The following is a 13,830-nucleotide window of genomic DNA, read 5'->3' on the forward strand; positions in this document are numbered from 1 at the left end:
TCATGCTGTTTCGTTCGCTCGTCGCCGCCACGGCCCTGTTCGCCGCCACATCCGCTTTTGAGCCTGCCTTCGCTCAGGAAGCGACGCCCCAGGCCGGCGACCGCCCCGACATCGCCGCCGGCGCCGCCCAGTTCATCAAGCCCACCAACGCCGAGCGGACCCAGGTTCTGGTCGGTTTCCTGACGACGCTGGGCTTCACGCCCGAAATCCAGACCTTCGAAGGCGGCAACCAGGCCACCGGCCCGATGGAAGGCGCCAATGTCGTCGTCACGGTGGGCGAGGGCGACAAGGATATCGTCCTGACCGCCCACTATGACGCGGTGAAGCTGCGCGACGGGACGCTGTCGCAGGGCATCGTCGACAACGTCGGCTCAGTCATGGCGATGATGGAGGCGGCCAAGACGCTGGATATGGCGCTGGAAGGCCAGCCGGTCGCCCACCGCTTCGTCTTTGTCTTCACCGACCAGGAAGAGCTGGGCCTTCTGGGCGCCAAGGCCTTCCTTGAGAAACACGGCAAGGACCGGATCGCCGCCGTCATCAACGCCGATGTCGCCGCCTATGGCCAGACGGTCATGTATGGCGAGAACAATGGGCCGCAATCGGCCTTCGTGCTGGAGACGCTGCGCGGCCTGTGCGCCGAACGCGGCTTCGACTGCATGCCCTATCCGACCTATCCGCCCAGCGACGACCGCGCCTTCTCGGCCGCCGGCGTGCCGGTGGTGTCGATGGGCACCCAGGATGCGGTCGGCGCCCACCAGATGTGGCTGGCGTTCAACGGCGGCAAGGACAACGGCCTGAAGGAAGGCTTCGTCCCGCCCGTCTTCCAGCGCATCCATTCGACCGAGGACAAGCTGTCATATCTGAAGGGCGTCGATGTCGCCCGTTTCGGCCTTTTCATTGCCGATCTCGGCCTGGCCTTGGACAAGAAGCTGGTCGAAATCCAGGCCAAGAACGCAGCAGTCGCCGCCGAAACTGCCCCGACCGAAACAACGCCGGCGTCCCCGGCGACGACGCCCGGCGGCGAGTGACGACGGTCATCGAGGTTCGCGGCGTCCAGCCGACGCCGAAGGAAGGTCGGGCGGCCATCAAGGCGTGGCCCGTCGTTCGGCGCTGGGCGAACCTGCCCGTCTTGTTCCTCGGCGGCGCCATGTTGGCGACTATCGCCGTCTGCCTCGGCCTGCCCCTGGAGTGGACCGGCTGGATCGTCGGCCTGCAGTTGGTCGGGCTGTATGGCTTTATCGGGCTGTCGATCCTGGCGCATTCCAGCGTCATGGCGGCGGCGCGCCGGTCGCCGATCGCGCAGAGGCCAACCGACTGGCGCATTGATGACAGGGGTCTGGCGCTGTCGGGTGTGGATTTCGAAACCCGCATCGGCTGGCGCAATCTGGTCGCGGTGGTGGAGGACAAGGATCGCCTGATCTTCGCGGCCTCGCCCAACACCAACTTCATCTTGCCCCTGCGCGTGCTGGAGACGGATCAACGGCAGGCGCTGCGCGTCTTGATCGCCGATGTGCGAGCGCGAGGCGTCCTCGGCGCCGGTGTTGACTAAGACCCGCGCGCGTCCGACAACGCCTGACCGTATTGATCCGGCTCCGTCGCGCTCGCGCCGGGGCCGTCTCGCTTTTGGAGGTCTTGGTCCCGTGTCCACTGAGCATTTGATGGGTGTCTACAATCGCGCGCCGCTGGAAGTGGAACGCGGCCGAGGCGCGCGTCTGTGGGCGACCGACGGGACCGAATATCTGGACTGCGTCGCCGGCATCTCGACCAACGGCTTGGGCCACGCCCACCCCGAACTGGTCCAGGCGGTCAAGGATCAGGCCGAGAAGCTGTGGCACGTCTCCAACATCTTCCGCATTCCGGGTCAGGAAGCGCTGGCTGACGCCCTGTGCGAATCCAGCTTCGCCGACGTGGTGTTTTTCACCAACTCGGGCACCGAAGCCGTCGAATGCGCGCTGAAGACGGCGCGCAAATTCCACTCGGCCAATGGCGCGCCTGAGCGGATCGACATCTACGGCTTCGACGGCTCGTTCCACGGTCGGACCTATGGCGCGATCAACGCCGCCGCCAACCCCAGCTATACCGAGGGCTTCGGCCCGCCGATGCAGGGCTTCCATCAGCTGAAGTGGGGCGACCATGAGGCGATCAAGGCCGCCATCGCCAACCCCACGACCGCCGCCATCATCGTCGAGCCCGTGCAGGGCGAGGGCGGCTGCCGCGCCATGCCCGAACAGTGCCTGCGGGGTCTGCGCGAACTGTGCGACGAACACGGCGTCCTGATCATCTTCGACGAGGTCCAGTGCGGCATGGGCCGGACCGGCAAGCTGTGGGCCCATGAATGGGCGGGCATGGCGCCGGACATCATGGCGGTGGCCAAGGCCCTGGGCGGCGGCTTCCCCATCGGCGCCTGCCTGGCCTCGGCCAAGGCGGCCAAGGGCATGACGGTCGGCGTTCACGGCTCGACCTTCGGCGGCAACCCCCTGGCCATGGCCGTGGGCCAGAAGGCGCTGAGCCTGATCGACACGCCCGAGACGCTGAACAACGTCAACGAGGTCGCCGGCTATCTGAAGCAGCAGTTCGCCGGCCTTCAGGAACGCTTCCCCGATGTGATCGCCGACGTGCGCGGCAAGGGCCTTCTGATCGGCATCAAGATGGTGCCGAACAATCGCGAGTTCATGGCCCTGGCGCGCGACACGCAGAAGTTGCTGATCGCGGGCGGCGGCGACAACTGCGTGCGCCTGCTGCCGCCGTTGAACCTGACGCTGGACGAGGCCCGCGAAGCCGTGGCCCGTTTCGAAGCGGCCTGCGAGGTCGCCCGCGAAAAGCTGGCGGCCTGAGCCCGACATCCGCTCATCCCCGCGAAAGCGGGGACCCAGTTCTTTCGAGAACGCGGGATCGACGGATGAAACACCCGACGGGCGGCTGTCGCCCACAGCACTAGGTCCCCGCCTTCGCGGGGATGAGCGGAGCTAGACATATGGTCCGGCACTTCCTCGACATCCACCGGCTGGACGCGGCGGATCTGCGCGCCATCCTGGACGACGCCCATGCCCGCAAGGCCGCCCGCAAGGGCTGGCCCCAGGGGCGCGCCGACGCCGATGCGCCGGGCAAGGACCGCGTTCTGGCGATGATCTTCGAGAAGAACTCGACCCGCACGCGGTTCAGCTTCGACGCGGCGATCCGCCAGTTGGGCGGCTCGTCCATCATCGCCACGGCCTCGGACATGCAGCTGGGGCGCGGCGAGCCGGTGGAGGACACCGCCCGGGTTCTGTCGCGCATGGTCGATGCGGTGATGATCCGCGCCAACGATCACGAGGATGTCGAGCGCTTCGCCCGCGTCTCGACCGTGCCGGTGGTCAACGGCCTGACCGACCGGTCGCACCCGTGCCAGATCCTGGCCGATCTGCAGACGATCGAGGAGCATCGCGGGCCGATCGCCGGCAAGACGATCGCCTGGATCGGCGACGGCAACAACGTCTGCCACAGCTTCATGCACGCGGCGCCAAAGTTCGGCTTCCATCTGAACGTCGCCTGCCCGGCGGAATATCACCCGGACCTGCGCGACCTGGCCAAGGGCGGCGACGCCGTCACCCTGACCAGCGATCCGCGCGAGGCGGTCAAGGGCGCCGACGTCGTCGTCACCGACACCTGGGTCTCCATGGGGGATCAGGACTATGAGGCGCGGCTGGCGGCGTTCGAACACTACGGCGTCGACGAAGCCCTTATGAATCTCGCCGATCCCGAAGCGGTCTTCCTGCATTGCCTTCCCGCCCACCGTGGCGAGGAAGTCACCGACGCCGTCATCGACGGGCCGCGCTCTCTGGTCTGGGACGAGGCCGAAAACCGCATCCACGCCCAGAAGGCCGTTCTGGCCTGGTGCTTCGGGGGATGAACGAAAAAAAGGGCGGACCCGGTCGGGTCCGCCCTTTCTGGTTTCTGAAGCGTCGAAGCCTACAACTTCACGTCCGACACGCCGCCGACATCCGGGACGCTCTTGGTCAAATTGGCCTTGAGGACTTCGTAGCCGAAGCCCAACGCGCCCTTGTCGGAGACCCAGACGCGACCGTCGTCGGCGTCGAAGCGGATCAGGGTCAGGTGGGGATCGTCCTTGCCGTCCGGGTACCAGGCGGCGACGACGGGGTTCCAGTATTTCTCGATGCGGCTGCGGTCCTGATCGATCGCCAGTCGGCCGTGGATGCAGGCCTGAACCTTGCCGTCCTTGGCCTGGTAGCAGAACATGCCGTTCTGGCCGCCGCCGGCGACGTCACGGGCGAAGTCGGTGTCGTCGCGGGTGAAGAACCAGATGGTCCCCGTCTCGTCCTCGCCGAAACCGGTCATGGGCTGGTGGTGATAGCCGGGGCGATCGATGCCCAGCATGCCGGTGTTGGACTCCTTCAGGCTTTTCCAGAATTCCTTCTCGGCCTCGGCGGGGGTCAGTTTGTCGGACACGCGGTCTCTCCTTGAGTGGTTCGCAAGGTTCAACCGACCGGCCGTAATCGGGTTCCCGTCTCTAGGCGCCGGGTATCCAGGGCGCACGCTCGGCGCCGAACAGCGTCGCCAGGTGGATCAGCAGCAGCATGGCGATCGCCGCCGCGCCCACCATCAGGAACCGCCATGGCATCAGACGCGGTCCCTTGAACGGATCCGGCGGCCGGGCGCCGCGCCATCCGCAAAAGACCATGACGGCCAGGGCGACGCCCAGCAGGATGAGGGTGGTGGTCAGGTTCATGCGCCGCAGGTGGCGAAAGCCGCGCCGCTTGGCAAGCGAACCCTTGCCGGGAGGTTAATCTTCATGCCGCGTTAACCGAGATGATTCACAAATCCGGCTGTCTGGCGCGATGTCCACAGGATTGGGATATCGCTGCTAGATATTGCGGTTAACCATCAGTTTACACCCTCGATATTGACGGTATAGCCTTCGTCGCATGGGCTGGGAGACGAATCAGTGAGCGCTGCAGCGCCGTGGAGCGTTAAGGGAATCGATCCCAAAGCACGCGAGGTCGCCAAGGATCTGGCGCGCCGGTCCGGCATGACGCTGGGCGAATGGCTCAACTCCATGATCATGGAAGACGAGGAGGAGGGCTACGCCACCCTGCCGCGTCGCTCCCAGGCCGCCGAATACGAACGCCGCAACCGCAGCCGCCGTCTGGACGACGCCTATGAGGTCGAAGACAGCCAGCAGCGGATCAGCGCCTCCATCGATGTGATCGCTGCGCGGCTGGAAGCCGCCGAACGCCGCTCGACCGTCGCCATTCAGGGCGTGGATCAGGCCGTTGCGGGCCTGATGCGCCGGCTGGACGGTCAGGAGGCTGAGGCCCAGGGCGCCGCACGCCGCATCGACGACATCGCCGAGGAGTTGCGCGAAGGGCATCGCCGCCTGCGCGCCTTCGAACGCGACACCGGCCCGTCGACCCAGGAAGCCTTCGGCAAGATCGAGACCTCGCTGGGCGCGCTGACTGGGCGTCTGTACGACATCGAGGAACGCCAGCGTCTGGGCGTCAGCGATCTGCGCGAGCGGATGGAGGCGGTCGAGAAGGCCGCCGGGCCCGGCGTCGGCACGGAAATGCTGGCCCAGGTCAGCGCGCGTCTGGACGAGGCCCAGAACCGCACGACCGAAGCCCTGAAGACGCTGGAACGCTCGTTCGCCGCGCTGGATCAGCGGATGCGAACGGCCGAAAGCCGTGTCGAGCCGGAAAGCGCGCGCGACCTGGCCCGTTTCGAGAAGCTGGCCGAAAGCCTGTCGCGTCAGATCGACAACAATCGCGCCGAGATGATGCAGCGTCTGGACGCCGCCGAAACCGGCGCGCGCATCGACCGTATCGAACGCGCCGTCCAGGCCGTCGGCGATCAGTTGAAGGCGTCCGAAGAGAAGGGCGCCATCGGCCTTGAGGCCATGGGCCGCGAGGTCCTGCGCATCGCCCGCAACCTGAATGCGCGGGTCAAGAAGGTCGAGACGGACAACGACGGTCGCACCGACGCCGTCGCCCGCGCCGCCGCCGACGTCGTCAGCCAGACTATCGAAACCGAGGTCGCCCGCCGCGCCGCGCGTCTGGATCAAGAGTTCGCCCGCCACGTCGACCGCGTCGACCAACGTCTGACCGCCAGCGACGATCGCCACGCCATCGCGCTGGAGAAACTGGGTGGCGAGATCACCCGCATCTCGGACCAGCTGAGCGATCGCATCGCCCAGTCCGAGCGCCGCTCGCAGCAGGCGCTGGAAGACATCGGCCGACGCCTGTCGGAAAGCTCGGACAAGATCGAGCAGCGCTACGACCGCGCGTCCGGCGAACTGGCCGAGCGGATGCGTCTGAGCGAGGAGCGCACCGCCCGTCTGCTGGCCGAGGCCCGCGAAAGCATCGACGCCCGCGCGCCGACGCCGATCCGCGACAAGCCGCTGGACAATGAGCCGGCGTGGACCCCGGCGCGACAGGTGCTGGAACGCGCCGCCTCGGCGACCATACAAGCGCCGATCCAGTCCGCATCCATCGAAGGCGACTGGCGCGCCGCCGCCTTCCCCGATGAGACCTTCACCGACCAGGACGCCTGGTCCAGCGATCCGGTGACGCCCGAAGTCGCGACCGCTGCGCCCTTCCCGTCGGCGCCCGTCGTCCAAACCGAGGCCGAGCCCGTCGAGGCGCTGGCCGACGACATGCCGATGCGCCAGGTCGATCCCGACGGCGTCGAACCCATCATCCAGCCCTTCAGCGGTTTCGGCGGCGCCGACGTCGAGGACGCGCTGGAGGCGACGTCGCCGGGCTTCTCGACCGCACCGACCGAAAAGCGCAGCGCCGCCGTCCTGGACGCGGACGACGACGATTTCGGCGGCGAGACAGAGTTCGTGGATCCGCGCCGGCTGCGCTCCAGCATGGAAGCCGCCGCCGCCGCCGGCCGCGCCGCCTCGACCCGCAGCACCATCGACGCCGCCCGTGCTGCGATCACCGCGCCGGCCGAGCCGGAACCTGCGCCCCGCTCGGGCTTCGGCCTGAAGCGCGGCGGTAAGTCCAAGCTGCAGGAACGGCTGGACCGGCAGGCGTCAAAAGACGGCTCGACGGTCAAGAAGACCTTTCTGGCTTCGGTCACTGCGGTCGCCCTGACCGGGGGCGTCTATGGCTATCTGTCCCTGACCGACGGCGGCGCCCCGGACTTCGAGATGCCCAGCTTCGGCGGCGGCTCGACGACGAACGGCGCCGTGCCTCTGGCCGCGTCGGCGGTGACGCCGACCGGCCCGAAAGCGACCTTCGACATCGGCGGCCCTGGCGCTGCGGACTATGAGGCGGCGATCGGCAAGCTTGAGGCCGGCGACAACTCGGGCCTGGACGGCATGAAGCGCGCCGCCAACCTGGGCTACGCCCCCGCCCAGACCTATCTGGGTCAGCTGTATCTAGATGGCGCCAACGGCGTGCCCGCCGATCCGGTCCAAAGCCGTCAGTGGGGCCGTCGCGCGGCCGAGGGCGGCGATCCGCGCGGGATGCATCTGTATGGGATGCAGCTCTATGAAGGCGACGGCGGCGCGACCAATCAGGCCGAGGCCCTGACCTGGCTGCTGAACGCGGCCGAGCGCGGCCTGCCGGACAGCCAGTACAATGTCGCGCGCATCTATGAGACCGGCGCCGACGGCGTGGCCAAGAATCCGACCGAAGCGCTGAAGTGGTACATGATCGCCGCGCGCGGCGGGGATGCGGAGGCCCAGGCCGCCGTGACGCGTCTGCGCCCGACGGCCAGCGCCACGGCCCAGCGCGCGGCCCGCACCGCCGCCGACGCCTTCGTGGCTCAGTCGCAGGGTCAATCGCAGGCCCAAGCCCAGGCGACAGGCTAGATTCCCAGGCGCCGGGCGGCTATCGGTCGCCCGGTCGTCCCCGACCTCGCCCGCCTGACGGCGATTCTTGTGTCCGCTCCAGCCGAAGGCGCGTCCTTTGGACATCTATCTGCCGATCGCCGAGGTTTCGGTGAACTGGCCGACCCTAGTGATCCTGGGGGCGGTGGTCGGATTCGTGTCCGGCCTGTTCGGCATCGGCGGCGGCTTCCTGATGGCGCCGATCCTAGTCTTCCTGGGCATTCCACCGACCGTCGCTGTCGCCAGCCAGGCCAGCCATGTCGTGGCCTCCTCGACCTCGGGCGTCATCCGCTATGCCGGGGCGGGTTCGGTCGATTTCAAGATGGGGTCGGTGATGGCAGCCGGCGGCGCGGCCGGCGCCCTGGCGGGGGTCGAACTGTTTCGCTACCTGCGCCTTCTGGGCCAGGCCGACCTGGTCGTGGCCCTGTCCTATCTCGTCTTCCTGGGCGCGATCGGCATTCTGATGCTCAACGAGAGCCTGACCGAGATCCTGCGCCGTCGCCGGGGCCTGCCCGCGCCGCACAAGCAGCGTCGGCGGCCTATGTGGCTGTATGGCCTGCCACTGAAGATGAAGTTCCCTAAATCGGGCCTCTATATCAGCGCCCTGCCGCCGTTCGGCCTGGGCGTCTTTGCGGGTGTCCTTTCGGCCATCATGGGGGTGGGCGGCGGCTTCATTCTGGTGCCGGCCATGCTCTATATCCTGCGCATGCGGGCGGGCGCGGTGGTGGGCACCAGCCTGTTCCAGATCATCATCACCACCGCCATCACCACCATCCTTCAGGCCGGGCGGAACCAGACGGTCGACATCGTCCTGTCCACCATCCTGCTGCTCGGCGGCGTCGTCGGCGCCCAGATCGGCGCGCGCTTCGCCGGGCGGTTCCGCGCCGAGGAACTGCGGGCGGCGCTGGGTCTGATCGTGCTGCTGGTCGGGATTCAGATGGGGCTGGATCTGTTCGTGCGGCCCGCCGACATCTTCATGATCGCGCCGGGGGTCGCCGACTGATGCAGGCGCTTCCTCCTCCTCCGCCCCCTGTCGCGGCCCCGCCGCTCGATCGGTCCGAAGCGACGACCGGAGACCTGCGCGTCGCCGCCGCCCTGACCGACGCCCAGGTTCGGGTCGACAGCAGTTTCCGGGGCGCGTCCATTGTCCTCTACGGCGCGGTGTTCAATCCGACGTCTGAACCGGCCGACGTGGTGGTGGTGGTGCGGGGGCCGGACGCGCCGATCCGCCTGGTCAAGAAGACGCGCACCTCGGGTGTCTGGCTGAACAGCCGGCCGGTGCTGTTCGAGGGCGCGCCCGGCTTCTACATGACGGCCTCGACCCGCCCGCTCAGCGATATCGCCGACTTCGGCCAGCTGCGCCGCCTGGGCGTCGGCGTCGATCACCTGCGCATCGACGCGCCGGAGGAAAGCCGCACCGTCACCCGTTACGGCGTGCGTGATGTGGTCGTCAGCCGTCTGGGCGACGACTATCTGGACTGGCGCCGTGCGGTGATCCGGCTGAAGGAGGCCGCCGCCCTCTACGACACCGACTCCGAAGGGGTCGAGTTCGTCGACCGGGGCCTGTTCCGCGCCGAGGTCAAGCTGCCGACCGTGGCGCCCACCGGCAAATACTACGCCGAGGTCTGGCTGTTTCAGGACGGCGAGCCGCAGTCGGTGTCGAACCTGACCCTGACGGTCGAGAAGGTCGGGTTGGAGCGCGACATCTATGAGTTCGCCCACCGTCGGCCGTGGCTGTACGGCGTGCTGTGCGTCGTGCTGGCCGCCCTGACCGGCTACGGCGCTTCGCGCATCTTCAGCCGGCGGAGCTAAAGCCCAGTTCGGCGCGCAGGGCCTCGGCCGTCAATCCGCCGGCCCTCAGCTCGGCCAGGGTGATCGATCGATCGCGCTTGGCGTAGCGCCGCCCGTCCGGCCCTGTCAGCAAGGCGTGATGACGATAGGTCGGCGCCGGCCAGCCCAGCAGGGTCTGGATCAGCCGCTGCACATGGGTCGCCTCGAACAGGTCCTGGCCCCGGATCACATGGGTGATCCCCTGCAAGGCGTCGTCATGGGTCACGGCCAGATGATAGGCGACGCCCGTATCCTTGCGCGCCAGAACGACATCGCCCGCCGCCTCGGGATCGACGACGACGACGCCGGTTTCGCCGTTCGGACCCTCGCCCTCCTCGACGAAACTCAGGCCTTTCCAGGTCGCCTCGCCCAAGGCCTCCCGCGCCCGATCCAGCGACAGCCGCCAGGCGAATGGCGCGCCCGAGGCCAGCAAATGCGCCTCCTCGTCCGCTGAATGCGGACCGGGCCTCGCCGCCTCCATCGCCCCGTGCGGCGCCTCGCCGATGGCGCCCAGGATCTCCTTGCGCGTTCGAAAACACCGATAGAGCAGGCCTTGCGTCCGCAACTTCTCGATCACGGCGGCGTAGTCGCCCAGATGATCCGATTGGCGCCGGACCGGCGTCTCCCAGTCCAGACCCAGCCAGGCCAGGTCCTCCAGAATGCCCGCCTCGTGTTCCGGCCGGCATCGCGTCGGATCGATATCCTCGATGCGCAGCACGAACCGCCCGCCCGCCGCCTTCGCCGCCGTCCAGGCGGTCAGGGCCGAAAAAGCGTGGCCCTTGTGCAGGCGGCCGGTAGGCGAAGGGGCGAAGCGGGTCGTGAACACAGCTTCAGTCTTCGTCCGGCGATAGCAGATGCGTCCAGTCGCGCGCGGCATGAAGGATCCGCACGACTTCCACGTCGCCAGTCACGCGATAGAAGATCAGATAGCTGCCTTCGACGCGTTTGCGCAGATCAGCGACCCCGGCCTCTGGATAGCGTCGAGGATTTTGACCGAGGGTTTCGCAGCGTTCGAAAAGCGTCCTGACCAGTTTACGGGCTGCATTTGGGCTGTCCGACGCCACATGGCTCTCGATGGCGACCAGATCGCGCAAGGCGGCGTGGGTGAGCCGAACTCTCATTCGCCTTCGGCAGCCCACCGCGCTTCGAACTCGGCGCGGACATCTTCAAGTGGCTTCGTCCGTCCGCCATCAGCGTCGGCGATGCCCTCTTCCAGCTTGCCGAGCAAGGCGGCCAACCGAGCCTCATGTTCCTGCACCAGTCTGACGCCGGTGCGCAGCACTTCGCTCTTGGAGCCATAGCGACCGTCGCGGACCAGACGGTCCACCACCTGTTCCAGCGAGCCCAGTTCGACGGTCATGGTCATGATGATCTCCTTGCTCGATCTATGGCCAATAATAGTTATTACGCAGAACTGGCGCCAGCCGAAATCCGCTACCGGCTCCATTCCCTTGAACGGCTGCACGGGCCATAGGTAACCGATGCCGTTCGCACCCACGCCTGATGACATCGCCGCCGCGCGTCGCGCGCTGGTCGCCGCCGATCCGGCGCTCGTGCGCGTGGACGCCCATACGCCGCCGCTGGAATGGCGGTTGAGAGTGGGCGGGTTCGAAGGCTTGTTCCGCATGATCGTGGAGCAGCAGGTGTCGGTGGCCTCGGCCGCTTCGGTCTGGGCGCGGCTGCGCGAAGGCATGGGCGGCATCACGCCCGAGCTGTTGCTGGCGCACGATCTGGATCAGCTGCGCGGCATGGGCCTGTCGCGACAGAAGGCGACCTATGGTCAGGGGATCGCACGGGCGCAGATCGCGGGCGAGATCGATCTGGAGCATCTGGCCAACCTGGATGACGAGGCGGCGATCGCCTCCCTGACGGCGCTGAAGGGCGTAGGCCTGTGGACGGCCGAGGCCTATCTGATGATGTGCGAGGGGCGGCTGGATGTCTTTCCCGGCGGCGACGTGGCCTTGCAGGAGGCGACCCGCTGGGCGGACGGCGCAGAGGTGCGGCCCGATCAAAAGGGCGCCTATGCCCGCGCCGAGATCTGGCGGCCCTATCGTGCGGTCGCCACACACCTGCTGTGGGCCTGGTACACGGGCGTGAAGCGCGGCGAGATCGCGCTGGATGCGCCGGCATGACCCCGCTCGATCCGGCTCTGACCGAACCGCTGCGCAATCCGCAGACCGTGCTGACGGCGCTGGATTTCGCCGGCGTGGCGGTCTTCGCCGCCACCGGCGCCTTGGCCGCCGCGCGCGAGAAGCATGACGTGGTCACCTTCGCCTTCTTCGGCGCCATTACCGGCGTGGGCGGCGGGACGCTGCGTGACCTGTTGCTGGGCCTTCCGGTCTTCTGGGTGCAGGACTGGCGCTATCTGGCGGTCTGCCTTTTCGCCTCGACGGCCCTTTGGCTGGTGGGACAGCGCGACTGGCGGTTCCGCGCCCTGCTGTGGCTGGATGCGGTGGGGCTTGCGGCCTATGGCGTGATGGGCGCGGCCAAGGCAGAGGCGGCCGGGGCGCCGGCCCTGATCTGCATCGTCATGGGCACGCTGACAGCCTGTTTCGGCGGGGTGGTGCGCGACACCCTGGCCGGCCAGCCGTCGATCCTGCTGCGGCGAGAGATCAACGTCACGGCCGCGATCCTGGCGGCGACGGTCTATATGGTGCTGCGGGCGCCGGGCGTCGGCGTCTGGCCCGCCGCCATCGTCGCGGCGCTGTCCGGATTCCTGCTGCGTGCCGCCGCCCTGCGCTGGGGCTGGACCCTGCCGGGGTTTCCGACCCACGCGCGCGGGGTCTGAGACAAGACGTCACGAAAACGCTGCACACTGGTCATGGAGATGAGCGGGAATCAGGGTTAGGTTAAATCGACAAGACCAAGGCCAAGACTAGGGAAGGAGACGTGTCCTCACCTCTGTCGCCTCAAAATCCCCCCGTCTGAGCGGGAGGGCCTGATGCAGGTTCTCCATCGACCGCCCTCCGGTTTTCCCGCGTTGGTGTTGAACGCCGACTTCCGGCCGCTATCCTATTATCCGCTGTCGCTGTGGCCGTGGGAGGAGGCGGTCAAGGCGGTCTATCAGGACCGCGTGGACGTGGTGTCACTGTATGACAAGGTCGTCCGCTCGCCGTCGATGGAGATGCAGCTTCCCAGCGTGATCGCGTTGCGCAGCTATGTGGATCAGGACCGCAGCCCCGCCTTCACCCGTTTCAACGTCTTCCTGCGCGATGGCTTCGCCTGCCAGTACTGCGGTCAGTCGGCTGAACTGACCTTCGATCACGTCATTCCACGGTCGCAGGGCGGACGCACGACCTGGGACAATATCGTCGCGGCCTGCAGCCCCTGCAATCTGGCCAAGGGCGGGCGAACGCCGCGTCAGGCGATGATGCCGATCCGCCGCGAACCCTATCGTCCCAACGCCTGGCAGCTACAGGACGCCGGCCGACGCTTCCCGCCGCACTATCTGCACCAGAGCTGGCTGGACTACCTCTATTGGGACATAGAGCTGGAGCCCTAGAGCGAAATCGGTTGAGTTGGACCCAGTCCAACTCGGCTCAGATTTCGCTCCAGCATGAATCTGGCGCCTGATTGACGGCATCAGCGGAATCGCGAAGCGATTCCTCCTCAGCCGATCAGGCTCTAGGGGCGCAGGACGGCGACTCCCGGCCGGGCGGTTTCGACGCGGCGACGGCGCAGGCGGCGATCCAGGCGGGCGATCTCGGCCAGGGTCATGTCCGGATGGCGGCGGAAGGCCTGGCGCAACTGTTCGATCCGGCCGGGCGCCCAGGCGGCGGCGACGCCGGCCGCGCCTGCCAGGAAATCGATGATCGAGACGCTGCGGCCGGTCAGGGCCTGAAGCAGTTCGGCGCCGAAGGCGGCGGCGATTACATAGAGGGCCAGGTCGTCGCGGCGCTGGTTCGGCGCGATCAGGAACAGGCCGCTAGCTGCGCCATAGAAGGCGATGACGTGCGCGGCCTTGTCGTTCAGGCCGAAGACCTGTTCCAGACCCTGGAACGGTCCCAGCATCAGGACGGCCATGCCCAGCGCTGCCAGGGCGAAGCCGATGCGGGCGGCCATGACGATGCGGCGGGGCGTGAGCATGAGGCGGGTGTCCGTGACCTTGATCCGCCGTCATCCTGCATCGCCGTCCGCCAAGATGCGGTGAAGCGACGTGCTGAACGCTT

16 protein-coding genes are annotated in these 13,830 nt (G+C 67.6%); 10 read left to right on the forward strand and 6 right to left on the reverse strand.

Annotation, left to right across the window (positions count from 1 at the left end; genetic code table 11):
• Positions 1-2: 2 nt before the first annotated feature.
• From E7T10_RS03730 to argF, 4 genes are all read left to right on the forward strand, one after another.
• Positions 3-1,028, forward strand: a complete 1,026-nt coding sequence (locus tag E7T10_RS03730) for a M28 family metallopeptidase (protein WP_137720785.1) — start codon at positions 3-5, stop codon at positions 1,026-1,028.
• The gene (locus tag E7T10_RS03735; RefSeq protein ID WP_137720786.1) at positions 1,025-1,549 is read left to right on the forward strand and encodes a YcxB family protein; all 525 of its coding nucleotides are present in this window, start codon (positions 1,025-1,027) and stop codon (positions 1,547-1,549) included. The genes E7T10_RS03730 and E7T10_RS03735 overlap by 4 nt, the downstream gene beginning before the upstream one ends.
• Before the next feature lie 109 nt (positions 1,550-1,658).
• Positions 1,659-2,834, forward strand: a complete 1,176-nt coding sequence (locus tag E7T10_RS03740; protein ID WP_137720787.1) for an aspartate aminotransferase family protein — start codon at positions 1,659-1,661, stop codon at positions 2,832-2,834.
• Between the two features lie 140 nt (positions 2,835-2,974).
• Entirely contained in the window at positions 2,975-3,889 is a 915-nt protein-coding gene (argF, locus tag E7T10_RS03745) for an ornithine carbamoyltransferase (RefSeq protein WP_045810647.1), read from the forward strand.
• Between the two features lie 59 nt (positions 3,890-3,948).
• Here the strand turns inward: argF and E7T10_RS03750 are convergent, their stop codons facing one another.
• Both E7T10_RS03750 and E7T10_RS03755 read right to left on the reverse strand, forming a co-directional pair.
• The gene (locus E7T10_RS03750; protein WP_055807696.1) at positions 3,949-4,446 is read right to left on the reverse strand and encodes a pyridoxamine 5'-phosphate oxidase family protein; all 498 of its coding nucleotides are present in this window, start codon (positions 4,444-4,446) and stop codon (positions 3,949-3,951) included.
• Between the two features lie 61 nt (positions 4,447-4,507).
• Positions 4,508-4,726: a hypothetical protein gene (locus E7T10_RS03755; RefSeq protein WP_137720788.1), complete on the reverse strand. Its 219-nt coding sequence runs from the start codon at positions 4,724-4,726 to the stop codon at positions 4,508-4,510.
• A 216-nt stretch (positions 4,727-4,942) separates the two neighbouring features.
• On the opposite strand from E7T10_RS03755, the gene E7T10_RS03760 reads away from it, so the two are divergent.
• The 3 genes from E7T10_RS03760 to E7T10_RS03770 all read left to right on the forward strand — a co-directional run bounded on the left by E7T10_RS03760 (position 4,943) and on the right by E7T10_RS03770 (position 9,643).
• Entirely contained in the window at positions 4,943-7,813 is a 2,871-nt protein-coding gene (locus tag E7T10_RS03760) for a hypothetical protein (RefSeq protein ID WP_246846091.1), read from the forward strand.
• A gap of 97 nt (positions 7,814-7,910) precedes the next feature.
• Positions 7,911-8,834, forward strand: a complete 924-nt coding sequence (locus E7T10_RS03765) for a sulfite exporter TauE/SafE family protein (RefSeq protein WP_137720789.1) — start codon at positions 7,911-7,913, stop codon at positions 8,832-8,834.
• Positions 8,834-9,643, forward strand: coding sequence for a TIGR02186 family protein (locus tag E7T10_RS03770; RefSeq protein WP_137720790.1), 810 nt, complete (start codon positions 8,834-8,836; stop codon positions 9,641-9,643). Before E7T10_RS03765 ends, E7T10_RS03770 begins: the two co-directional genes overlap by 1 nt.
• On the opposite strand, the gene gluQRS is transcribed toward E7T10_RS03770, so the two are convergent.
• From gluQRS to E7T10_RS03785, 3 genes are read right to left on the reverse strand one after another with little or no spacing between them, the layout of a single operon-like run.
• Positions 9,627-10,487 carry a tRNA glutamyl-Q(34) synthetase GluQRS gene (gluQRS, locus tag E7T10_RS03775; protein ID WP_137720791.1) on the reverse strand — a complete coding sequence of 287 codons (861 nt, stop codon included), beginning with the start codon at positions 10,485-10,487 and terminating at the stop codon, positions 9,627-9,629. The two genes, E7T10_RS03770 and gluQRS, sit on opposite strands and share 17 nt — an antisense overlap.
• A 4-nt stretch (positions 10,488-10,491) precedes the next feature.
• Positions 10,492-10,782: a type II toxin-antitoxin system RelE/ParE family toxin gene (locus tag E7T10_RS03780; protein WP_137720792.1), complete on the reverse strand. Its 291-nt coding sequence runs from the start codon at positions 10,780-10,782 to the stop codon at positions 10,492-10,494.
• A complete protein-coding gene (locus E7T10_RS03785) occupies positions 10,779-11,027 on the reverse strand; it encodes a type II toxin-antitoxin system ParD family antitoxin (RefSeq protein ID WP_137720793.1) in 249 nt (82 codons plus the stop codon). Before E7T10_RS03785 ends, E7T10_RS03780 begins: the two co-directional genes overlap by 4 nt.
• A gap of 115 nt (positions 11,028-11,142) precedes the next feature.
• On the opposite strand from E7T10_RS03785, the gene E7T10_RS03790 reads away from it, so the two are divergent.
• From E7T10_RS03790 to E7T10_RS03800, 3 genes are all read left to right on the forward strand, one after another.
• The gene (locus tag E7T10_RS03790; RefSeq protein ID WP_137720794.1) at positions 11,143-11,793 is read left to right on the forward strand and encodes a DNA-3-methyladenine glycosylase; all 651 of its coding nucleotides are present in this window, start codon (positions 11,143-11,145) and stop codon (positions 11,791-11,793) included.
• Positions 11,790-12,449: a trimeric intracellular cation channel family protein gene (locus tag E7T10_RS03795; RefSeq protein ID WP_039244011.1), complete on the forward strand. Its 660-nt coding sequence runs from the start codon at positions 11,790-11,792 to the stop codon at positions 12,447-12,449. Before E7T10_RS03790 ends, E7T10_RS03795 begins: the two co-directional genes overlap by 4 nt.
• A 153-nt stretch (positions 12,450-12,602) precedes the next feature.
• Complete coding sequence (locus E7T10_RS03800; protein ID WP_026108602.1) at positions 12,603-13,163, forward strand: HNH endonuclease; 561 nt, start codon at positions 12,603-12,605, stop codon at positions 13,161-13,163.
• 122 nt (positions 13,164-13,285) lie between these two features.
• Here E7T10_RS03800 and E7T10_RS03805 read toward each other — a convergent pair whose 3' ends face one another.
• Positions 13,286-13,747, reverse strand: a complete 462-nt coding sequence (locus E7T10_RS03805) for a hypothetical protein (protein ID WP_137720795.1) — start codon at positions 13,745-13,747, stop codon at positions 13,286-13,288.
• Positions 13,748-13,830 lie beyond the last annotated feature (83 nt).

The organism is Brevundimonas sp. SGAir0440 (assembly GCF_005484585.1).
In the GTDB taxonomy this organism is placed as follows: domain Bacteria; phylum Pseudomonadota; class Alphaproteobacteria; order Caulobacterales; family Caulobacteraceae; genus Brevundimonas.